This window comes from Acuticoccus kandeliae (assembly GCF_003073115.1).
Window position 1 is genome coordinate 1,820,395 of sequence record NZ_QBBV01000001.1, and the last position, 20,859, is coordinate 1,841,253.

Sequence of the window (20,859 nt, forward strand, 5' to 3'; positions counted from 1 at the left end):
GCAAAGCTCACTGATGTGAGCGCGCCGCCATGTCCCGCAACATCAACAGGGCCGCGCCCTTTCGATCCTGCGTGAGGGAGGCATAGAGCGATAGGCACTCCGTTGCCTCCGGCCCCATGTCCACGCCGTCGACCAGATAGGTCACCGTCGTGTTGAGGACCTTCGCCAGCTTCTGCAGATTGTCGATCCGCGGCGTGGCGCCCTTCTGTTCCAGGATCTGCGTGAGGTAGGCGGGATTGAGCCCGGCCTCGCTGCATACTTGAGCGCGCGTCTTCCCGCTTTTCACGAGGCACCCGCGAAGGCGCGACCGCCACTCAATCATGCTGTGCGAACACCATTGCTCTTCCATGCCTTGGCCGCCCGGTTGATCCACCGACGCTCTGATGGACATTTTGTTCTGCTCCTTCCATCAGTTGAGCGGATCAAAATAATTCAATCTTACAACCAACGCTAGACCGAAAGAGCGTTCCGCATGCAGTTTGTGGCAAATCGGCAGTCAGGGCCGCTTGGGGCGCTCAACTTCAGCCTGGGCAGAAAAGTATACTAAAACTGCCAATTTATCCAAAAAACGCAGCATTCCTTCGGCGCGCTCGTCCGCCTCGGGGGCGTAGCACAAGCGCAATTGAACACAAGCTTAACGGGACGAAAGGGAGTTCCGCATTGTGTGTCTGCGATCAATTTCACGATAGACGCCACCGTGAAATTGATCGCTCGCATATGACGCGGGACGCGATCATGCCCATCTGCACACCTCCCATGTGCCGGAGTCCGCTTGCGAATTTCCTCGCGACCGGGAAAGACAAAAGTGCATGGGCATCTTTCCATTCATCAGCAGAAACGGGACCTGGATCATCGCGCTGTCGATCGGCGTCGGGATCGTGTTTCCGGGCTTTGCGGGCACCCTGAGGCCGTATCTCGGCTACTGCGTGATGACGATGCTGTGCGTCTCGCTCCTGCGTGTGGATATCGCCGCCTTCTTCATGCGCCTCAAACGGCCCGTCCCGGTCGTCGCGGCCGCGGTCTGGATCTCGGTGATCTTCCCGCTCGCGACCCTCTCGCTCGCCGCGCTCGCGGGGCCGCCCTACGATTCGCCGATCGTCCTCACGGTGCTCTTCCTCTTCGCGGTGCCGTCGCCGATCGTGTCGGCCCCGGCCTTCGCGATGCTGATGGGGCTCGACGGCGCGCTCGTTCTCGCCGTCATGCTGATGGGGACGGTGACCCTCCCCGTCACGGCTCCGATCATCGCGGCGATCTTCGTGCCGAACGAACTGCCGATCTCGGTGCTCGACCTCGCCGGGCGCCTCGCGCTCCTCCTCACCGTCGCCTCGATCGTCGCGACGGTGCTGCGCCGCCTCCTCGGCGCGCGGCGGATCGTTGAGGCGAAGTCCCTCTTCGACACCATCAGCGTCGGCGTCGCGGTCATCTTCGCGCTCGGCGCGATGGCGGGCGTCAGCGACCATTTCCTCGTCGCGCCGGGCGAGACGATCGCGATCGGGGTCGCCGTGCTCGGCTTCGCGCTCATGCAGATCGCGCTCGCCTATCTCATCTTCCGCCCCTTCGTCGGCACCGACGCCGTGGCGATCGCCTACGCCGCGGGCAACCGCAATTCCGGCCTCATCGTCGCCGCCCTCGGCACGATGCAGATCAACGACACCGTCTGGCTGTATTTCGCACTCGGCCAGCTCCCGTGCTTCCTGTTCCCCTTGATGCTAAAGCCCTTGGGTCGGCGCCTCAGTGGAGCGCCCCGTGAAGTGACGGCCTGAGGAGCCCCAACGAATGATCCCCCGTTATTCGCGCCCGGAGATGGTGAACATCTTCTCGCCGGAGACGAAGTTCCGCATCTGGTTCGAGATCGAATCGCACGCCGCGGACGCGATGGCCGAGCTCGGCACCATCCCCGCCGAAGCCGCCCGCACCATCCGCGAGAAGGGCGGCGCTGCCGTGTTCGACATAGACCGCATCGACGAGATCGAGCGGGAGACCAAGCACGACGTCATCGCGTTCCTGACCCATCTCGCCGAGATCGTCGGTCCGGAGGCGCGCTTCGTCCACCAGGGGATGACCTCCTCGGACGTGCTCGACACCACCCTCGCGGTGCAGCTCTCGCGCGCGAGCGATCTCCTCATCAGCGATGTGGAGCGCCTGCTCGCCGCGCTGAAGCGGCGCGCGATGGAGCACAAGCTCACCCCCACCATCGGCCGCAGCCACGGCATCCACGCCGAGCCGACGACCTTCGGTCTGAAGCTCGCCCAGGCCTATGCCGAGTTCAGCCGCGCCCGCACCCGCCTCATCGCCGCGAAGGCGGAGATCGCGACCTGTGCGATTTCCGGCGCGGTCGGCACCTTTGCGCACATCGATCCGCGCGTGGAGGCGCACGTCGCGGCGCAGATGGGACTCACGGTGGAGCCGATCTCCACCCAGGTGATCCCGCGCGACCGTCACGCCGCCTTCTTCGCGACGCTCGGCGTCGTCGCCTCCTCGGTCGAGCGTCTTGCGACCGAGATCCGCCACCTCCAGCGCACCGAAGTGGGTGAGGCGGAGGAGGCGTTCGGGGCGGGCCAGAAGGGCTCGTCGGCGATGCCGCACAAGAAGAACCCGGTGCTGACCGAGAACCTCACGGGTCTCGCCCGCATGGTCCGCTCCTACGCGATTCCCGCGATGGAGAATGTCGCCCTCTGGCACGAGCGCGACATCTCCCACTCCTCGGTCGAGCGGATGATCGGGCCGGACGCGTGCGTGACGCTGGATTTCGCCCTCGCGCGCCTCTCCGGCGTGATGGAGGGGCTCGTCATCAAGCCGGAGCGGATGCGGGCCAATCTCGACATGCTCGGCGGGCTCTTCCATTCGCAGCAGGTTCTGCTCGCGCTCACCGTCGCGGGTGTCTCGCGCGAGGACGCCTACCGGATGGTCCAGCGCAACGCGATGCGCGCCCATGCCGGGGAGGGGACGTTCCACGACCTCATCGCGGCCGACGCGGACGTGACGGCCAGTCTCGACGCGGCGACGCTCGCGGCCGCCTTCGACGATGCGGCGCACCTTCGTCATGTGGACACGATCTTCGCCCGCGTCTTCGCGGACTGATCCCGCTCTTCGCATCGGCGGGCCGCTCGCCTAACTTCATGACATGCGCCGCCCGCGCCGCCGGGCGGCCGAAACCATGGCGGAGGAGACGAGATGATTCACCGAATGTCATCCGGGGCGCTGGCCCCGGTCGCCGCGCTCGCGCTGGTCGCCGGCCTCCTCGCGGCAGAGCCGGCCGTCGCGCAGGTGGATTCCCAGCAGGACATCAACGACATCCGCAACGCGACGCCCTCCTGCGAGGCGAACCCGCAGGCGCCCTGGATCGGGCGCGTCGCGGGCAACACGCAGGGGATCCTCGACCAGTCGATCCCCGTCTCCTTCGTCGGCTGCTTCAACGACCAGGCGACCTGCGAGCGCTGGAAGGGGCGGGCGAGCCGCATCATCACCACCACGCTGACCCAATATAGTTGCAAGCCGCGCCGCTGAGGCGGCGCCGCGTCGCGCGGTCCTGACGGCGCGGCGCACCGGAACGCGGGGCGCGCGGGTGTGGCCGCGCGCCCACGCCTACCCCGTCCTCATTGCCGACTTGCTGCGCGCGGCAAGCTTTGTGCATCCTCGACCTCGCAGATTTGGGGGATGAGATGATCCGGGTAGGCGTGGACGTCGGCGGAACATTCACCGACATCGTGTTGGACCGGCCCGGAGAGCGGATCGTCGTCCACAAGGTGCCCTCGACCCCGTCGGACCAGTCGGTGGCGGTGGTGCGCGGGATCACCGAGATCTGCCGCATCGCGGAGATCGCCCCCGGCGACATCGACATGGTGCTCCACGGCACCACGGTCGCGACCAACATGGTGATCGAGCGCAAGGGCGCCCATGTCGGGATGCTGACGACGCGCGGCTTCCGCGACATTCTCCACATGGCGCGCCACAAGCGTCCGCACAATTTCTCCCTCCAGTTCGACGTGCCCTGGCAGTCCCACCCGCTGGTGCGCCGGCGCGACCGGCTGCCCATCACCGAGCGGTTGATGCCGCCAACGGGCGAGGTCACTGTCCCGCTCGACGAGGAGGAGGTCCGCGCGGCGGCCGAGCTCTTCAAGAAGCGCGGCGTCGACGCGGTGATCGTCGCCTTCCTGTTCGCCTTCCTCAACGACGCACACGAGGTGCGGGCGAAGGAGATCGTGCAGTCGGTGCTGCCGGACGCGTACGTGTCCTGCTCGTCGGAGGTGGTGAATGTGATCCGCGAGTATGAGCGGTTCTCCACCTGCGCGATGAACGCCTATATCGGCCCCAAGACGAGCGCCTATCTGGAGCGCCTCGAAATGCGCCTGCGGCACGAGGGGATCGGCGCCATCGTGCGTATCATGCAGTCGAATGGCGGCATCTCCACGGTGGAGAATTCGGCCCGGCGTCCGGTGGGCCTCCTCCTGTCGGGGCCGGCGGGCGGGGTGATCGGCGGCAAGTGGACGGGCGCGGCCTCTGGCGCCGACAATATCATCACCATCGATATCGGCGGCACATCGGCCGACATCTCCGTCATCCAGGACGGCGAGACGCGCATCAAGAACCCGCGCGACACCGAGGTCGCCTCGCTTCCCGTGCTGGTGCCGATGATCGACATCGACGCCATCGGTGCGGGCGGCGGCTCGATCGCCTATATCGATGCCGGCGGCGCGTTCCATGTCGGGCCGCGCTCGGCGGGCGCCGATCCGGGGCCGGCCTGCTACGGCCAGGGCGGCACCGAGCCGACGGTGACGGACGCGCAGGTGGTGCTCGGCCGGCTCGATCCCGACCAGTTCCTCGGGGGCGACCTCACCATCGACGAGGCGCTCGCGCGCGAGGCGATCGAGACGCACATCGCAAAGCCGCTCGGCATGGACGTCGAGGCGGCCGCGCTCGGCATCCTGCGCATCATCAACAACAACATGGCGCTCGCCATCAACGCGAACTCCGTCGCGAAGGGGATCGACCCGCGCGGCTTCACATTGATGGGGTTCGGCGGGGCGGGGCCGCTCCACGCCGTCGCGCTCGCCGAGATCATCAAGGCGAAGGACGTGGTGAGCCCGCTCCAGCCCGGCATCACCGCCGCGATGGGCCTCCTCGTGACCGACCTTCAATACGAGTACACGCAGTCGGTGCTGACCGTGCTCGACACGGCGAGCGACGAGGCGCTCGCCGAGCTCAACGCCCGCTTCGACGCGCTGCGCGCCGAGGCTGACGCCCAGCTCGACCTCGACCGCGTGCCCGCCGAGGCGCGCATCTATCGCAAGATCGCCGAGTGCCGCTATGTCGGGCAGGGGTTCGAGCTGCGCGCCGAGGTGCCGAACGGGCCGCTCACCAAGGCGAATGCCGGCGCGGTGATCGACAGCTTCTTCGAGGCGCACAAGAAGGTCTACGGCCACGCCTTCCGCGACCAGCTCACCGAGGCGATCACGCTGCGCGTCGTCGCGGGGGCGGGGGCGGGCTCGCTGACGCTGCCGACCCTTGCGGACGGCAACCGCACGAACCCTGAGGAGGCGGTGATGTACCGCCGCCTCACCACCTTCGACGACGGGCAGCGCATCGAGACGCCGCGCTACCGGCGGCGCGAGCTCCTCGCGGGCGACCGCGTCGGCGGTCCGGCCATCCTCGTCCAGCACAACTCCACGACGCTCGTGCCGCCCGGATGGGTGGCGACGGTCCTGTCACAGGGGGATGTGCGCCTTTCGCTGGGCGGGGTCTGAGCGCGGGGCCATGAAAATAGAAACGCCCGGTCGCAGGCGACCGGGCGGCGTGATTGACCCAACAAGCCGAGAGTTGAGGCCGAGGCGGCCTTATTCGGCGGGATCGATATAGAACGGGCCGATGGCGTGGCTGTTGCGGCGGAAGGTGTGATCCTCGACGCTCCAGCTCCGGCGCTCCGCGTCCTCGCGCAGGCGGTTCACGCGGCGCAGCTCCTCGAAGCTCTGCCCGTCATCGGTGCTCTTGTGGCGTGGAACCGTGCTGCCGCGACCGACCAGCAGAAAGCGTCCCATCATCGTCCTTCCCCCAATCTCTGCCTCCAGCGAGGCGTTTCAGCAACAAACAGAAAGGTGCGGCGCCCCGCGGATTTCGTTTGTGACGTACGTCACAAAAGTGCGTTTGTGAGCCGGCTCACGGCTCTCTGTGCGCCTCCTTCGGGCCCTTTCTCGCGAAAATGACGGCTCGATGACGGTGTTTCTGTATTTAGGCGCATTATGTGCGCCAAATCAAGGGGGGAGGTGTCACTCAGTGCGCTTTTTTGCGCTGGAATATGACAATGACGCAAAACGGGGCGCGCACAAGGGGGTGGCAGGCGCACACGCGCCGACATCTTTGCGCGCGGGCGGCGGACCGGTACGCTGATTGCTAGAAAGAGGCGTGGCCACGGCCCCGCCGTGGCGAGAGGAAAGGCGCGCATCCCATGCCAGAAGCCGCGAAATCCGCCGCGATCGACCCCATCACCCTCCAGGTGATCGGCGGTGCGCTCCACTCGATCGCCGAGCAGATGGGCAACGTGCTCTACCGGATGAGCTACTCCTCGATCATCCGCGAGAGCCAGGATCTCGGCGCCGGCCTCTTCGACATCGATTTCAACACGCTCTGCGAGAGCGACTCCACGCCGATGCATATCGGCTCGCTGCCGGGCTACCTGCGCGGCATCGCCAAGCGCATCCCGCTGGAGGCGTGGAAGCCCGGCGACTGCGCGATCCACAACCACCCCTACGAGGGGGCGAGCCACTCACCCGATATCGCGATCGTGATGCCGGTCTTCTTCGAGGGCGCGCTCGTCGGCTTTTCGGCCAACACCGCCCACCACGTGGACATCGGCGCCGCGACGCCCGGCCTCATCATCGACGTGCCGGACATGTACGCCGAGGGCATGCTCTTCAACGGGCTGAAGCTCTACGAGGCGGGGCGCCGCAACGAGGCGCTCTGGCAGTTCATCGCCGACAACACCCGCGTCCCCGCGCTCGTGATGGGGGACCTCGAGGCGCAGATCGCCTCCGCCGAGCTCGGCGTGCGGCGCCTGGAAGAGCTCTTCGCTCGCTACGGCAAGCCCGAGGTCCAGTCCGCCTGCGCGGCGCTGATGGAATACACCGAGCGGATGCTGCGCGCCGAGATCGCGAAGATCCCGGACGGGGACTACACCGCCGAGGGCTTCCTCGACGATGACGGCCGCAATCGCGGCGTGACGTTGCCCCTGAAGGTGACGGTGAAGGTGCGCGGCGACAGCGTGGAGGTGGACACCACCGGCTCCTCGCCGCAGGTGCCGACCTGCTTCAACGTTCCGTTCGACGGCTCGACCAAGGTCGCCTGCTACTTCGCCTTCCGCGCGCTCCTTCTCGACACCTACACCCACGGCACGGACCTGCCGCAGAACGAGGGCTCGTTCCGTCCCGTGACCGTCACCTCGCCGAAGGGGTCGATCTACAACCCGATCGCCCCCGTCGCCGCCGAGGCGCGCTTCTGCCAGATCCAGCGCATGGTGGACCTCATCATCAAGGCGCTCGCCCCGGTCATCCCGGACAAGGTGACGGCGGGGAACGCGGCGACGCTCTCCTTCGCCGCCTTCTCCGGCGTGCGGCCCAATGGCGACTACTGGGTCTTCCTGGAGGTGAACGAGGCGGCGATGGGCGGGCGGCCCGCGTCCGACGGTCCGGACACGATCGAGGAGCTGATGCGCAACACGCGCAACAACCCGCTCGAGGATCTTGGGATGCACCTCCCCCTCATCTGCGACCGCTACGAGGTGCGCGACGACGTCGCCCCCGGCGCAGGCCGCTATCGGGGCGGGCAGGGGGTGGTGAAGGCGCAGCGCTTCCTCGCGCCCGGCTTCATGACGCACGAGAGCGACCGCCACGAGGACGCGCCTTGGGGCGTCTTCGGCGGGAAGCCCGGCGCGGTCGGCCTCCTGACGGTCCACAATGTCGACGAGCCGGGCTCGCTGCGCGACGAGCCGGCCAAGATCTCGGGCCTGCGCGTCGCGGCCGGCGACGTGATCACCTATTATTCGCCCTCTGGCGGCGGCTATGGCGACCCGCTGGAGCGCGAGCCCGCGAAGGTGGTCGACGACGTGCTCGACGGCTTCATCTCGCCCGACGACGCGCGGCACGACTATGGCGTCGTCCTCGCCAAGACCGACGACGGCTACGAGTGGGGCCTCGACCCGGAGGCGACCGAGATCCTGCGCGAGGATTTGCGCGCAGCGCGAGCGGCCTAGACGATCAGCCAAACAAAAACGGCCGGGCTTGGGGCCCGGCCGTCGAAGGAAGCGCCGATCGTTCGATCGGGGCGGGCGATCAGGTCTCCTGGATCGCCGAAAGCTGCCACTTGCCGCCCACGGGGCGGACGAAGGTCCAGATCTCCACCGTCTCGCTCGGGGTGAGGTCGCCCTCGGCGATCTCGCCCGTCTCGCGGTCGCGCAGGATGTCGACGCTCTCGTAGCGCATCGCGACCGTCGCGTACTCGGTCGAACCCTCGCGCCAGGCCTCGGAGAGGTCGCCCTGGAGGAGGTGGACGTCCGTCACCTCGTTGCGCACGCCGTTGACGGCGTTCTGGCTGAGCTCCTCGGAGAGGAAGGAGACGATCTCCGGCGTGCAGCGCGCGCGCAGCCCCGCATAGTCCTCGCGGGTGAAGCAGGCCTGCACCTCGGCGAGAAGCTGCTCGAACTGGTCGAGATCCTCGCCGGTGATGCCGATCTCGTCGTGGCCGCCGCTCATCGCGCCGGCGGGGGCGACGTCGGTCTCGACGGGCGCCGCCGCGCCGGCCATTCCGCCGCTGCCGCCAAAGTTCGCGGGACGCGGGTTGCCGTCGCGGTCATAGGCGTCGCCCTGACGGTCATAGGTGAAGCGGTCCCCGTCGGACGAGGCGCCGCCGCCCATGCCGGCGAAGGCGGGCTTGTTCTGGCGCTGGCCGCGGAAGAAGCGCATCACGAGCGAGACCACGAGGACGATGAGGCCGACCTGGAGGAGCAGGCCGAAGAGACCGGCCATGCCGCCGAGCCCGTTGCCCATCAGCATGCCGATGAGGCCGCCGAGCATCAGGCCGCCGAGGAGGCCGCCGGCGATGCCGCCGAACACGCCGCCGCGACGCGCCTGCGCGCCGGCCTGGTTCGCGGCCGTGGAGCCCGGCTGCTGCGCCTGGGGACGCTGGGTCATCGAATTGTTCATGGAGGAGGGCGTCGTCGGCGCCGTCCGCGTCGCGGCGGGCGCGGAATAGGTGCGCGCACCGCGGCTGCCGAAGGAGCCGCCCCGGCGCGCCTCGGCGAAGTCGGTGGCGACGAGGCTGAGGCCCGTGGCGAGCGTCAGCAGCACGATGAGCCCGCGCAGGCGATAGAAAAAGCGCATGGGTTCCCCTTGGTCGATCTCGAACGATTCTATTCTTCGACAGTTTGTGATGCCCATATGGGCAACCCCCGAAGGGGGGCCAAGGGCGCTGCCCTGCGACCGAGCGACCACCCTCACCAAAAAGTCAGACTTTGTGAGCGATTTGAAAGAAGCGACGAAGCAGCGCAGGGGGGAACATTCGTTTCGCCGCTTGGCGGCGCGATCTCTCCCCTTGACGGCGGCGCGCACTGGTCGCTTCCTCATCCGATCGCCTCTTCGCGCAAGCCCGGTCGGCGGGCGCGGCGGGCCCTTTGGCCCTTGGCCATTCAAGAAGGTGGGCGCGTGGAACAACGTGAAGGATGGGGCTGGGGATTTCTGAAGGGCCTCGAGGCCCGCTTTCCGGACGATGCGCCGGGCAAGGCGCGCCGGGTCGGCGCGGTGGTCGCCTTCGGCATCGTCTTCTTCGGCCTCACCGGGTGCGCATCGTCGGAGAACACCTCGATCCGCATCGGCGGCGGTGTGGAAACGACCGTCGGGGTCTACGAAGACAATTTCTGAACGTTGCTGGTGACCCTATAGTGGCGGGGTGCTGACCCGACACCGAATCCTCGCCCTTCTCGACGGGCACGACCCCGTCCACGGCCGCGCCGTCGCCTTCGCGATCCAGGGGCTCATCATCGTTTCGGTCATCTCGATCGCGGTCGAGAGCCTGCCGTCGATCCCGCCCGGCTTCCGTCGCATCCTGCGGATCGAGGAGTGGATCGTCGTGACGATCTTCGCCGTCGAGTACGGCTTGCGCATCTACGCCTCGCCGCGGCCCCTGCGCTACGTCTTCTCCTTCTTCGGCATCATCGACCTCCTCGCGATCGCGCCGACGCTCCTCACCATGGGGCTCGACATGCGTTCGCTGCGGGCCTTGCGCATCGTGCGCGTGCTGCGCCTCCTGAAGCTGATGCGCTATGTGCGCGCGTTCGAGCGGCTCGGCCGCGCCTTCCGGCGGATCGCCGCCGAACTCGTCGTCTTCGCCGCGGTGGCGCTGATCGTCCTCTATCTGTGCGCGACCGGGATCTATTTCTTCGAGCACGAGGCCCAGCCCGAGGCCTTCGCCTCCATCCCGCACGCGATGTGGTGGGCGGTCGTGACGCTGACGACGGTCGGCTATGGCGACGTCTATCCAATCACGGCGGGCGGGCGGATCTTCACCGGCTTCATCCTCATGATGGCGCTCGGCATCATCGCGGTGCCGACGGGCCTCATCGCGACGGCCCTGTCGAACGAGCATCCGACGCGCGAGGCGCAGGAGCGCGAGAAGGACGACACCGTCACCTGAGGGGTGCTCCCGCGCGGACATGCGCGGGGAGGGCGGCGCTCTCCACACCGCAAATGCGAGATGGTGGCTTGACTGCGAACCCATTTGGGCTTTTGCCCAATGGGGTGAGCTTCGTGCATCCCATCCATCGCGACTCACCCGTGCGCCAGGCCTCGGCGAGCGGGTGCCGCATTGCGTTCTGTCACGGGGACGGGCGGGGCGTCGCGACCGGGCGTGGGTACGGAGACGGACGCCAGAGGGGGACGGCGCGCGCGCTTCCCTGGCGATCTTCAAATTTTGAACTGCGTGCGAGGGGCGGCGATCGCGAGGGATGCGATGGCCGGCCGGATCGTCAACAATGCCGCCGAATTCTGGTCGGTGATGGGCCTGTCGTCCGTGCGACGCTGGTCCGGGGCCGACTTCCACAGGGACAGGAGCCGTTTGGAATGGTTCAACGCAATGGGAGCGGTGGACGTGCCATGGTGCGTCCGCTAAGAGGTTCGTGGCCGCGGCACGCCCGCCGCTGCGCATCCCCGTTCGAGCCGTGCGTGAGAGACGCCGAATGACCTTGGTCGCGTTGTTCTTCTATATCTTTGCCACCATCATGGTGGCGTCCGCGCTGATGGTCATTTCCTCGCGCAATCCGGTCCATTCCGTGCTGTTCCTGATCCTCGCCTTCCTGAATGGCGCGGGTCTCTTCATGCTGACAGGGGCCGAGTTCCTCGCCCTCATCCTGATCGTCGTCTATGTCGGCGCGGTCCTCGTCCTCTTCCTTTTCGTGGTGATGATGCTGGATGTGGACTTTGCTGCAATGCGGCAGGGCTTCATGCAGTACCTGCCCGTGGGCGCGGCCGTCGGCATCGTGCTCCTGGTGGAGCTGATCCTCGTCCTCGGCGCCTACACGCTCTCGCCCGAGATTGCGGCCCAGGGCGCCCTCCCGATCCCCGACCCGACCGCGGTGACCAACACCGAGGCGCTCGGCAACGTGCTCTACACGAAGTACGCCTTCTATTTCCAAATCTGCGGACTGATCCTGCTCGTCGCGATGATCGGCGCGATCGTGCTGACGCTGCGCCACACCACCCGCGCCAAGCGGCAGAATGTGGCCGCGCAGGTCGGGCGCCGGCCGGAAGATTCGATCGAGGTCCGCGAAGTGGCATCTGGCCGGGGACTTCAGCTGTGATCGGACTGTCGCACTACCTCACCGTCGCGGCGATCCTGTTCGTCCTCGGCGTGTTCGGCATTTTCCTCAACCGGAAGAATGTCATCGTCATCCTGATGTCGATCGAGCTCATCCTGCTCGCGGTCAACATCAACTTCGTCGCCTTCTCGGCGGCGCTCAATGATCTGGTCGGTCAGGTCTTCGCGCTCTTCGTGTTGACCGTGGCGGCCGCTGAAGCGGCCATCGGGCTCGCCATCCTCGTCGCCTTCTTCCGCAACCGCGGCTCCATCGCGGTGGAAGACATCGATACCTTGAAGGGCTGATTCGATGGTGCAGCTCATCGTCTTCCTGCCGCTGTTCGGCTTCCTGTTCGCGTTCCTGTTCGGCCGTCAGGTCGGCGCGCTCGCGGCGCAGGTGGTCACCACCGGCCTCCTCTTCGTCTGCGCGGTCCTGTCCTGGATCGTGTTCTTCAACTGGGGCTTCCACGGCGCGCCGACGGAGCGGATCCTGATCGCCCAGTGGATCGTCTCGGGCGACCTCGAGATCGCCTGGCGCCTCCGGGTCGACACGCTGACCGCGGTGATGCTCATCGTGGTGAACACGGTCTCCGCGCTCGTCCACCTCTACTCGTTCGGCTACATGTCGCACGATCCGGCGAAGGCGAAGTTCTTCTCCTACCTGTCGCTCTTCACCTTCGCGATGCTGATGCTCGTGACGTCGGACAACCTCGTCCAGATGTTCTTCGGCTGGGAAGGCGTCGGTCTCGCCTCCTACCTGCTGATCGGCTTCTGGAGCGACCGTCCGTCCGCGAACGCGGCGGCCATCAAGGCCTTCGTCGTCAACCGCGTCGGCGATTTCGGCTTCCTGCTCGGCATCTTCACGCTGTTCGCGATGACGGGCGTCGTCCAGCTCGACGCGGTGTTCGCCTCGGCTCCGGCGCTGTCGACGCACACCTTCACCTTCCTCGGCTTCGAGGTGCCGGCGATCGAGCTGATCTGCCTCCTCCTCTTCATCGGGGCGATGGGCAAGTCGGCGCAGATCTTCCTGCACACCTGGCTCCCCGACGCCATGGAAGGCCCGACGCCGGTCTCCGCCCTCATCCACGCGGCGACCATGGTGACGGCGGGCGTCTTCATGGTGGCGCGCATGTCGCCGGTGTTCGAGTTCGCGCCGTCCGCGCTCGCCTTCGTCACCTTCATCGGTGCGACGACGGCGATGTTCGCGGCGACGATCGGCTGCGCCCAGAACGACATCAAGCGCGTGATCGCCTACTCGACCTGCTCGCAGCTCGGCTACATGTTCGCCGCGCTCGGCGTCGGCGCGTTCGGCATCGCGATCTTCCACCTCTTCACGCACGCCTTCTTCAAGGCGCTCCTGTTCCTGTCGGCGGGCTCGGTGATCCACGCCATGCACGACGAGCAGGACATGCGCCGCATGGGCGGGCTCTGGAAGAAGATCCCCTACACCTATATCGGCATGATGGCGGGCACGCTCGCCCTAACGGGCTTCCCGCTGACCGCCGGCTACTTCTCGAAGGACGCGATCATCGAGGCGACCTTCGTCGGCGAGAACCCGTTCGCGATCTACGCCTTCATCATGACGGTGGGCGCGGCGCTGCTGACCTCCTTCTACTCCTGGCGCCTCGTGTTCATGACCTTCCACGGCACGACGCGGGCCCCGGCCGACACCTTCAAGCATGCCCATGAATCGCCGTGGACGATGCTGGTGCCGCTCGGCGTCCTGACGCTCGGCGCGCTCGCCGCCGGCTACGTGTTCGCGACGGTCTTCCTCAGCGAGCCGACGGGCGACTTCTGGAACGGCGCGATCTTCGCCTCGGCGGCCAACCACGTCCTCCACGCGATGCACGAGGTGCCGACCTGGGTGATCCTGTCGCCGGCGATCGCGATGGTGATCGGCTTCTGCATCGCGGTCCTCACCTACATCCTGGTGCCGACGCTGCCGAAGCGCTTCATCGAGGCGTTCCCGCGCGTCCACCAGTTCTTCCTGAACAAGTGGTACTTCGACGAGCTCTACGACTACATCTTCGTGCGGCCGGCACGCTGGCTGGGCCGTATGTTCTGGCGCGGCGACGGTCGTGTCATCGACGGAGTGGGGCCCGACGGGATCGCCGCCCGGGTGAAGGACCTGTCGGTCATCGCCCACCGCTTCCAGTCCGGCTACCTCTACCACTACGCATTCGTGATGCTGACCGGGATCGCCGTGTTCGTGACCGTGATGATCGCCCTGAACAGGGGCTACCTATGATCGCCAAAGTCCAGCCTGAGGCCGCGCGCCTGAAAGGGGAGGCCGGTCGATGATGTCCGATTGGCCGATCCTTTCGATCCTGATCTTCCTGCCGCTCGTCGGCGTCGGCTTCATCCTCGCGGTGAGGGGCAACGACGAGGCGGCGGTCCAGAATATCCGCCGCGTCGCCCTCATCACGACGACCTTCACGTTCGCGCTCTCGCTCTGGCTCTGGATCGGCTTCGACATGGCCAATCCGGGCTTCCAGTTCGTCGAGAAGCGGAACTGGATCCCCGGCCTGATGAGCTATCATCTGGGGGTCGACGGCATCTCGATGCTGTTCGTCATCCTGACGACCTTCCTGATGCCGTTCTGCATCCTGGCGTCGTGGAAGTCGATCAACGTCCGCGTCCGCGAGTACATGGTCGCCTTCCTCGTCCTCGAGACGCTGATGATCGGCGTGTTCTGCGCGCTCGACATCGTGATCTTCTACATCTTCTTCGAAGGTGGCCTGATCCCGATGTTCCTCATCATCGGCGTGTGGGGCGGACAGCGGAAGATCTACGCGACCTTCAAGTTCTTCCTCTACACGCTGACCGGCTCGCTCCTGATGCTGATCGCGATCATCGCGATGTACTGGCAGGCGGGCACGACCTCGATCCCGGATCTGATGGCCTATCAGTTCCCGGCGGACATGCAGGCCTGGCTCTTCTTCGCCTTCTTCGCCTCCTTCGCGGTGAAAATGCCGATGTGGCCGGTGCACACCTGGCTGCCCGACGCGCACGTCGAGGCGCCGACGGCGGGCTCGGTGCTCCTCGCGGGCATCCTCCTGAAGATGGGCGGGTACGGCTTCCTGCGCTTCTCGCTGCCGATGTTCCCGGACGCGTCCAACGAGTTCGGCTGGCTGATCTTCACCCTCTCGGTGATCGCGGTGATCGTGACCTCGCTGACGGCGCTCGCCCAGCAGGACATGAAGAAGCTGATCGCCTACTCGTCGGTCGCCCACATGGGCTTCGTGACGATGGGCATCTTCGCGATGAACGTGCAGGGCATCCAGGGCGCGATCTACCTGATGCTGTCGCACGGCATCGTGTCGGCCGCGCTCTTCCTGTGCGTCGGCGTCGTCTATGACCGCACCCACACGCGCGAGATCTCGGCCTATGGCGGCCTGATCCAGCGCATGCCCTGGTACGCGACGGCCTTCATGGTGTTCACCATGGCCAATGTCGGCCTGCCGGGCACGTCGGGCTTCGTCGGCGAGTTCCTGACGCTCGTCGGCACCTACAAGATGAACACGCTCGCCGCCTTCGGCGCGGCGACCGGCGTCATCCTGTCGGCGGCCTACGCGCTCTATCTCTATCGCCGCGTGGTCCTCGGCCCGCTCGAGAAGGAATCGATGCGCCGGATGCAGGACCTCGACCTGCGCGAGAAGGTGATCCTCGTCCCGCTTGTCATCCTGACGATCCTGTTCGGCATCTACCCGAACCCGGTCCTCAACGTGACAGACGCGTCGGTGAACGCCCTCGTGACCGATGTCGCGCAGGCGATCGGCACGCAGCCCGGCCCAGTCTTCGACGGGGCGGCCTTCGCGACCGAGACCGGCTCCTCCGCCGACGCGGTCGCGGCCGGCATGGAAGCGGCCGGGATGACCCCACCGTCCGAGGGGCATGGTGAGTCGGGCTCAGAAGAAAGCCACGGGAATGAGAGCACCCACGGTGAGGCCGCCTCTGGCGCGCCCGCGCATGAAGAGCCTGCGCATGACGAGCCGGCCGCTGAGGGAGAGGGCCAGTGATGACTGACCTTCACGTCTTCCCCAACCTGGTGCCGCTCCTGCCGGAGCTGATCCTCGCGGTCGTCGCGATCATCCTCCTCATCACCGGCGCCTTCACCGACGACGACGCGGTGCCGACGATCAACCTCCTCGCGATCTTCGCGATCCTGGGCTCGATCGTCGCCGTGTGCACCCTGCGCGGCGGGTCGTCGACGTTCGACGGCGCGTTCCAGTTCGACAATTTCGCACGCTATCTGAAGGTGCTCGCGCTGATCGGCGCGGCCGTCGCCATCATGATGTCGTCGTCCTACGCGCGCTTCCAGCAGTTCACCCGGTTCGAGTATCCGGTCCTCATCCTGCTCTCGACCATCGGCATGATGCTGATGATCTCGGCGAGCGACATGATCGCCGTCTATCTCGGCCTCGAACTGCAGTCGCTCGCGATCTACGTGGTCGTCTCGATCAACCGCGACTCGGTGCGCTCCACCGAGGCGGGCCTCAAATATTTCGTCCTCGGGGCGCTCTCCTCGGGCATGCTCCTCTACGGCATCAGCCTCATCTATGGCTTCACCGGCGGGACGAGCTTCGAGACGATCTCCGGCGTCATCGCCGCGGACGGGGCGGGCCTCGGCATCCTCTTCGGCGTGGTGTTCGTGCTCGCGGGCATCGCCTTCAAGGTCTCGGCCGTGCCGTTCCACATGTGGACGCCCGACGTCTATGAGGGTGCGCCGAGCCCGGTGACCGCCTTCCTCGCCGCGGCCCCCAAGGTCGCCGCGATGGCGCTCTTCGTGCGCCTCGTGATGGATGCGTTCGCCCCGGCCTTCATCGCCTGGCAGCAGATCGTGATCTTCCTGTCGGTGATGTCGATGATCCTCGGCGCGTTCGCGGCGATCGGTCAGACGAACATCAAGCGCCTGATGGCCTACTCCTCGATCGGCCATATCGGCTACGCGCTCGTCGGCCTCGCCGCCGGGACGGAGCAGGGCGTCATCGGCGTCGTCCTCTACATGACGATCTACGTCATCACCACGCTCGGCGCGTTCGCCTGCATCATCGCGATGCGGCGTGCGGACGAGGGCATGGTGGAGGAGATCTCCGACCTCTCGGGTCTCGCGAAGACCCATCCGTGGATGGCGGCGGCCTTCACGCTCCTCCTCTTCTCCCTCGCCGGCATTCCGCCGCTCGTGGGCTTCTTCGGCAAGTTCTACGTCTTCCTTGCCGCGGTCGAGGCGGACCTCATCCCGCTCGCGATCATCGGCGTCCTCTCCTCGGCGGTGTCCGCCTTCTACTATCTGCGGATCATCAAGGTGATGGTGTTCGACGAGCCGCGCGACCGGTTCGAGCCGATGGCGGGTGAGCTTCGCCTCATCCTCGCCGTCAGCGGGGCCTTCAGCCTCCTCTTCTTCCTGGTGTGGACGCCGATCCTGTCGGCAGCGACGGCCGCCGCTCAGAGTCTCTTTTGACGCCCGAACATGCGTCGTCGCCGGGGACGGTCGTCCGCCTCGGCGACGTCGGTTCGACAAATGACGAAGCCATGCAACGCCTCCGCGACGGAGGCGTTGCCGTCTGGGTGGTTGCCGAACGGCAATTGACCGGGCGGGGACGGCGGGGCCGTCCCTGGGTTTCGGAGAAGGGCAATCTCTACGCCTCCCATGCCTTCGTCTCAGACCTCCCGCCGGACGCGTTCGGCTTCCTGCCGCTCGCGGTCGCCGTTGCTGTCGCCGACGCCATCGCGTCCGCGACCGGCCTCTCACCGCGCCTCAAATGGCCGAACGACATCCTCGTCGATGGGGCGAAGGTGTGCGGAATCCTGCTCGAAACGCAGATTTCCGGCCCGCCGGACCCGGTCCGCCGCGTGGTGATCGGCATCGGCATCAACGTCGCGCACGCCCCGGATCGGACCGACAGTCCGATCCCGGCGATCGCGCTCCACACCCTCGTCCCAGGCCTCACTTTGGACACACTTCTGGACGCCTTGCGGCAGGAAGTCGCCGCCATCCTGGCGACGCTCGGGCGGGTGGGGGGCGTTGCCGAAATCCGCGAGCGATGGCTTGCACGCGCGGTCGGGCTGGGCGAACAAGTGGTTGTGCGCTTCGATCAGGAAACTCGCGAAGGTCGATTTGACGGCCTCGATTCAACGGGCCGGTTGATATTGGTCGACGCCGCAGGCAACCTTTCCTTCATCACCGCCGGTGATGTCTTCGTCCGCTCGGAGCGAGTATGAGCAAAGCCGGTGACGAGCTGGTCTTCCTACCCCTTGGCGGGGTTGGTGAGATCGGCATGAATCTCGGCCTCTACGGGTTTGGGCCGCCGCACGCCAAGAAGTGGCTGATGGTGGATTGCGGTGTCACCTTCGCCGACCCGCGGGTCACGCCGGGCATCGACCTCATCATGCCGGACATCGGCTTCATCGAGGAGGAGCGGCGCGACCTCGTCGGCCTCGTGCTGACGCACGCGCACGAGGACCATTATGGCGCGGTGCTCGACCTGTGGCCGCGGCTCGAATGCCCCGTCTACGCGACGCGCTTCACCGCCGGGCTCCTGCGCGCCAAGGCGATCGAGAACGGCCGGCAGGTCTGGCCGGAGGTCACCGTGGTGGAGCAAGGGGCGACGCTCGACCTCGACCCCTTCAAGATCGAGCTGATCCCCGTCTCCCACTCGATCCCGGAGCCGAACGCGCTCGCCATCACGACGCCGGCCGGCATCATCGTCCACTCGGGCGACTGGAAGATCGACCCGACGCCCGGCGTCGGCATCCCGATCGACGTCGACCGTTTCCGCGAGATCGGCGAGAACGGCATCCTCGCCCTGATGAGCGATTCCACCAACGCGACGCGCCCCGGCCGCTCCCCGTCCGAGCATGACGTCGCCGAAGGGCTGAAGGCGCTCGTCGCATCCGCGCCGAACCGCGTCGCCGTCACCGCCTTCTCCTCCAACGTCGCCCGCATCCGCGCGATCTGCGAGGCGGCGGCCGCGGCGGACCGGCACGTCGTGGTGATGGGCCGCTCGATGCGGCGCGTCATCGAGGTCGCGACCGATTGCGGCTTCCTCGACGGGCTGCCGCGCTTCCTGTCGGAGGACGATTTCGGCCACCTCCCGCGCGACAAGGTGCTGGTGCTTCTCACCGGCAGCCAGGGCGAGGACCGGGCGGCGCTCGCGCGCATCGCGAACGACGAGCATCCCCGCGTCAATCTCGCACCGGGCGACCGGGTGATCTTCTCCTCGCGCACTATTCCGGGCAACGAGAAGGCGGTGAACGCGGTCGTGAACGGCCTCGCGATCCAGGGGATCGAGGTGATTACCGACGCGGACGGCCTCGTCCACACCTCCGGCCACCCGCGGCGGGACGAGATCGTCGAGATGTATCGCTGGCTGAAGCCGCGCGTGGTGGTGCCCGTCCACGGCGAGCCGATGCATCTGATGGCGCAGGCGAAGCTCGCGAAGGATGCGGGCGTCCCCGAGGTCGTCGTCATCGAGAACGGCAAGATGCTGCGCCTCGCCCCCGCGCCGGCCGAAGTGGTCGACGAGGTGATGGTCGACGTCCTCCTCCTCGACGGGCGCCTCCTGCGCACGCCCGAGGCTTCGAACATCCGCGAGCGCCGCGCGCTCGCCTTCGCGGGCGTCATCTCCGCCGTCGTCACCCTCGACGACCGGTTCGAGCTGGAGGACGACCCGCAGGTCGTCCTCGTCGGCGTGCCGACGAGCGATGATGATGGCGAGACCTTCCGCGAGCAGCTCGTCGACGAGATCGCGAGCGCGGTGGAGAGCATCCCGCGCCACCGCCGCCGGGACCGCGACGTCGTCGCGCAGGCGGCGCGGCGTGCCATTCGCTCCCATATGTCCCAACGATGGGGGAAGAAGCCGCTCTGCCACGTCTTCGTGGTGATGACGGCCTGAGGCCTCGGCGCGCGCGACCGGGGGCAGGGGGGACAGGATGATCGGCCGGCTCAATCATGTGGCGATCGCGACGAGCGACGTCGCCGCCGCCTCGGCGATGTATCGCGGCGCGCTCGGGGCGGAGGTGTCCGACCCGATGGACCTGCCCGAGCATGGGGTGCGCGTCGTCTTCGTGGTCCTGCCCAACACGAAGGTGGAGCTTCTGGAGCCGCTCGGCGAGAACTCGCCGATCGCAGCCTTCCTCGCCAAGAATCCGGCCGGCGGCCTCCACCATGTCTGCTATGAGGTGACGGACATCCGCGCCGCCGCCGCGCGCCTTGCCGAAGCGGGCGCCCGCGTGCTCGGCGACGGCAATCCCAAGATCGGGGCGCACGGCAAGCCCGTCCTCTTCCTCCACCCGAAGGACATGGGCGGCGTCCTCACCGAGCTCGAAGAGGTCTGATGCAGATCGGCAGCGCCATCGCGATCTATTTCGTCTTCTGGTGGATCCTCTTCTTCGCGGTCCTGCCATGGGGCAACCGCGACCCCGTGCCGGAGAGCGACCGTGTGGCGGGCACCGACCGCGGCGCGCCCGCCCGCCCGCGCCTCCTCATCAAGATGGCGATCACGTCGGTGGTGGCAGCGATTGCGCTGGCGGCGCTGATCGCGGTGCTGAACAGCGGCCTCACCCTCGACGACATCCCGCTCCCCGGCCCGCCGGGGGATGGCGGCGGCTACCAGCGCTTCGGCTGATCCCAATGGGCCGCGCCGCGCCTCAGCAGACGGGCGGCGCGTTCCGGCGATAGCATCGGCGGAGGCAGCGGAACGGCTTCTCGTTCGGCTCGCAATAGGTCTCGCACATCTGGGCGACGGTGGAGCAGATGTCCGCGCCGAGCAGCGGCTCGATCGGCTTCACCTCGCAGGTGCTCGAGTCATGGCGATGGAGCCGCCCTTCGGCGTCGAAGAAGGGGTTGGTGTGGCAGTCGTGGATCTCGATCCAGAGCGTCGGCCCGGCCGCGTCGGCCGCGCGCGGCGCGTCGAGGGGAGGAAAGCCCGCCGCATACCCGTTCGCTGCGACGAGAAGAGCCGCGAGGATCAGAAAAAAACGCACCATCGGTCTGCGATACAGGCCGGTCTCGGTGGGTGTAAA

At 67.0% G+C, this 20,859-nt stretch carries 20 protein-coding genes; 16 read left to right on the top strand and 4 right to left on the bottom strand.

All coding sequences use genetic code 11. The features are described 5' to 3' along the window. Positions 1 to 7 precede the first annotated feature (7 nt). Positions 8 to 391 (bottom strand): helix-turn-helix domain-containing protein, encoded by a 384-nt coding sequence (locus DBV35_RS08300; protein ID WP_108659690.1) that lies wholly within the window; start codon positions 389 to 391, stop codon positions 8 to 10. Positions 392 to 809: 418 nt separating this feature from the next. Between DBV35_RS08300 and DBV35_RS08305 the strand changes: the two genes are divergently transcribed. From DBV35_RS08305 to DBV35_RS08320, 4 genes are all read left to right on the top strand, one after another. Continuing rightward, on the top strand, positions 810 to 1,763 hold the full coding sequence (locus tag DBV35_RS08305; protein WP_108659691.1) for a sodium:proton symporter: 954 nt from the start codon (positions 810 to 812) through the stop codon (positions 1,761 to 1,763). Between the two features lie 13 nt (positions 1,764 to 1,776). Continuing rightward, positions 1,777 to 3,081 carry an adenylosuccinate lyase gene (gene purB, locus DBV35_RS08310; RefSeq protein WP_108659692.1) on the top strand — a complete coding sequence of 435 codons (1,305 nt, stop codon included), beginning with the start codon at positions 1,777 to 1,779 and terminating at the stop codon, positions 3,079 to 3,081. Positions 3,082 to 3,174: 93 nt separating this feature from the next. Next, positions 3,175 to 3,507 carry a hypothetical protein gene (locus DBV35_RS08315; protein ID WP_157961638.1) on the top strand — a complete coding sequence of 111 codons (333 nt, stop codon included), beginning with the start codon at positions 3,175 to 3,177 and terminating at the stop codon, positions 3,505 to 3,507. A 155-nt stretch (positions 3,508 to 3,662) separates the two neighbouring features. Further along, positions 3,663 to 5,744: a hydantoinase/oxoprolinase family protein gene (locus DBV35_RS08320; RefSeq protein ID WP_108659694.1), complete on the top strand. Its 2,082-nt coding sequence runs from the start codon at positions 3,663 to 3,665 to the stop codon at positions 5,742 to 5,744. Between the two features lie 90 nt (positions 5,745 to 5,834). Here DBV35_RS08320 and DBV35_RS08325 read toward each other — a convergent pair whose 3' ends face one another. Continuing rightward, complete coding sequence (locus DBV35_RS08325) at positions 5,835 to 6,035, bottom strand: hypothetical protein (protein ID WP_108659695.1); 201 nt, start codon at positions 6,033 to 6,035, stop codon at positions 5,835 to 5,837. 407 nt (positions 6,036 to 6,442) lie between these two features. On the opposite strand from DBV35_RS08325, the gene DBV35_RS08330 reads away from it, so the two are divergent. Next, positions 6,443 to 8,242 (top strand): hydantoinase B/oxoprolinase family protein, encoded by a 1,800-nt coding sequence (locus DBV35_RS08330; protein WP_108659696.1) that lies wholly within the window; start codon positions 6,443 to 6,445, stop codon positions 8,240 to 8,242. A gap of 79 nt (positions 8,243 to 8,321) precedes the next feature. Here the strand turns inward: DBV35_RS08330 and DBV35_RS08335 are convergent, their stop codons facing one another. Next, the gene (locus tag DBV35_RS08335; protein ID WP_108659697.1) at positions 8,322 to 9,368 is read right to left on the bottom strand and encodes a Tim44 domain-containing protein; all 1,047 of its coding nucleotides are present in this window, start codon (positions 9,366 to 9,368) and stop codon (positions 8,322 to 8,324) included. 321 nt (positions 9,369 to 9,689) lie between these two features. Here DBV35_RS08335 and DBV35_RS08340 point away from each other — a divergent pair, with 321 nt between their 5' ends. The 11 genes from DBV35_RS08340 to DBV35_RS08390 all read left to right on the top strand — a co-directional run bounded on the left by DBV35_RS08340 (position 9,690) and on the right by DBV35_RS08390 (position 20,462). Then, positions 9,690 to 9,905, top strand: coding sequence for a hypothetical protein (locus DBV35_RS08340; RefSeq protein WP_108659698.1), 216 nt, complete (start codon positions 9,690 to 9,692; stop codon positions 9,903 to 9,905). 28 nt (positions 9,906 to 9,933) lie between these two features. Continuing rightward, positions 9,934 to 10,677 (top strand): ion transporter, encoded by a 744-nt coding sequence (locus DBV35_RS08345; RefSeq protein WP_108659699.1) that lies wholly within the window; start codon positions 9,934 to 9,936, stop codon positions 10,675 to 10,677. Positions 10,678 to 11,218: 541 nt separating this feature from the next. Next, a complete protein-coding gene (locus DBV35_RS08350) occupies positions 11,219 to 11,839 on the top strand; it encodes an NADH-quinone oxidoreductase subunit J (RefSeq protein ID WP_108659700.1) in 621 nt (206 codons plus the stop codon). Then, on the top strand, positions 11,836 to 12,141 hold the full coding sequence (gene nuoK / locus DBV35_RS08355) for an NADH-quinone oxidoreductase subunit NuoK (protein ID WP_108659701.1): 306 nt from the start codon (positions 11,836 to 11,838) through the stop codon (positions 12,139 to 12,141). The genes DBV35_RS08350 and nuoK overlap by 4 nt, the downstream gene beginning before the upstream one ends. 4 nt (positions 12,142 to 12,145) lie before the next feature. Next, the gene (gene nuoL / locus DBV35_RS08360; protein ID WP_108659702.1) at positions 12,146 to 14,083 is read left to right on the top strand and encodes an NADH-quinone oxidoreductase subunit L; all 1,938 of its coding nucleotides are present in this window, start codon (positions 12,146 to 12,148) and stop codon (positions 14,081 to 14,083) included. A 52-nt stretch (positions 14,084 to 14,135) separates the two neighbouring features. Further along, positions 14,136 to 15,854, top strand: a complete 1,719-nt coding sequence (locus tag DBV35_RS08365) for an NADH-quinone oxidoreductase subunit M (protein ID WP_108660625.1) — start codon at positions 14,136 to 14,138, stop codon at positions 15,852 to 15,854. After that, complete coding sequence (gene nuoN / locus DBV35_RS08370; protein ID WP_108659703.1) at positions 15,854 to 17,296, top strand: NADH-quinone oxidoreductase subunit NuoN; 1,443 nt, start codon at positions 15,854 to 15,856, stop codon at positions 17,294 to 17,296. The genes DBV35_RS08365 and nuoN overlap by 1 nt, the downstream gene beginning before the upstream one ends. Next, positions 17,293 to 18,057 carry a biotin--[acetyl-CoA-carboxylase] ligase gene (locus DBV35_RS08375; RefSeq protein WP_157961640.1) on the top strand — a complete coding sequence of 255 codons (765 nt, stop codon included), beginning with the start codon at positions 17,293 to 17,295 and terminating at the stop codon, positions 18,055 to 18,057. The genes nuoN and DBV35_RS08375 overlap by 4 nt, the downstream gene beginning before the upstream one ends. After that, positions 18,054 to 19,730, top strand: coding sequence for a ribonuclease J (locus tag DBV35_RS08380; protein WP_108659705.1), 1,677 nt, complete (start codon positions 18,054 to 18,056; stop codon positions 19,728 to 19,730). Before DBV35_RS08375 ends, DBV35_RS08380 begins: the two co-directional genes overlap by 4 nt. Positions 19,731 to 19,767: 37 nt before the next feature. Then, a complete protein-coding gene (gene mce, locus DBV35_RS08385; RefSeq protein ID WP_108659706.1) occupies positions 19,768 to 20,172 on the top strand; it encodes a methylmalonyl-CoA epimerase in 405 nt (134 codons plus the stop codon). Further along, positions 20,172 to 20,462 (top strand): DUF1467 family protein, encoded by a 291-nt coding sequence (locus tag DBV35_RS08390; RefSeq protein ID WP_108659707.1) that lies wholly within the window; start codon positions 20,172 to 20,174, stop codon positions 20,460 to 20,462. The genes mce and DBV35_RS08390 overlap by 1 nt, the downstream gene beginning before the upstream one ends. A 22-nt stretch (positions 20,463 to 20,484) precedes the next feature. On the opposite strand, the gene DBV35_RS08395 is transcribed toward DBV35_RS08390, so the two are convergent. Further along, positions 20,485 to 20,820 (bottom strand): hypothetical protein, encoded by a 336-nt coding sequence (locus tag DBV35_RS08395; RefSeq protein WP_205648511.1) that lies wholly within the window; start codon positions 20,818 to 20,820, stop codon positions 20,485 to 20,487. Positions 20,821 to 20,859: the final 39 nt, after the last annotated feature.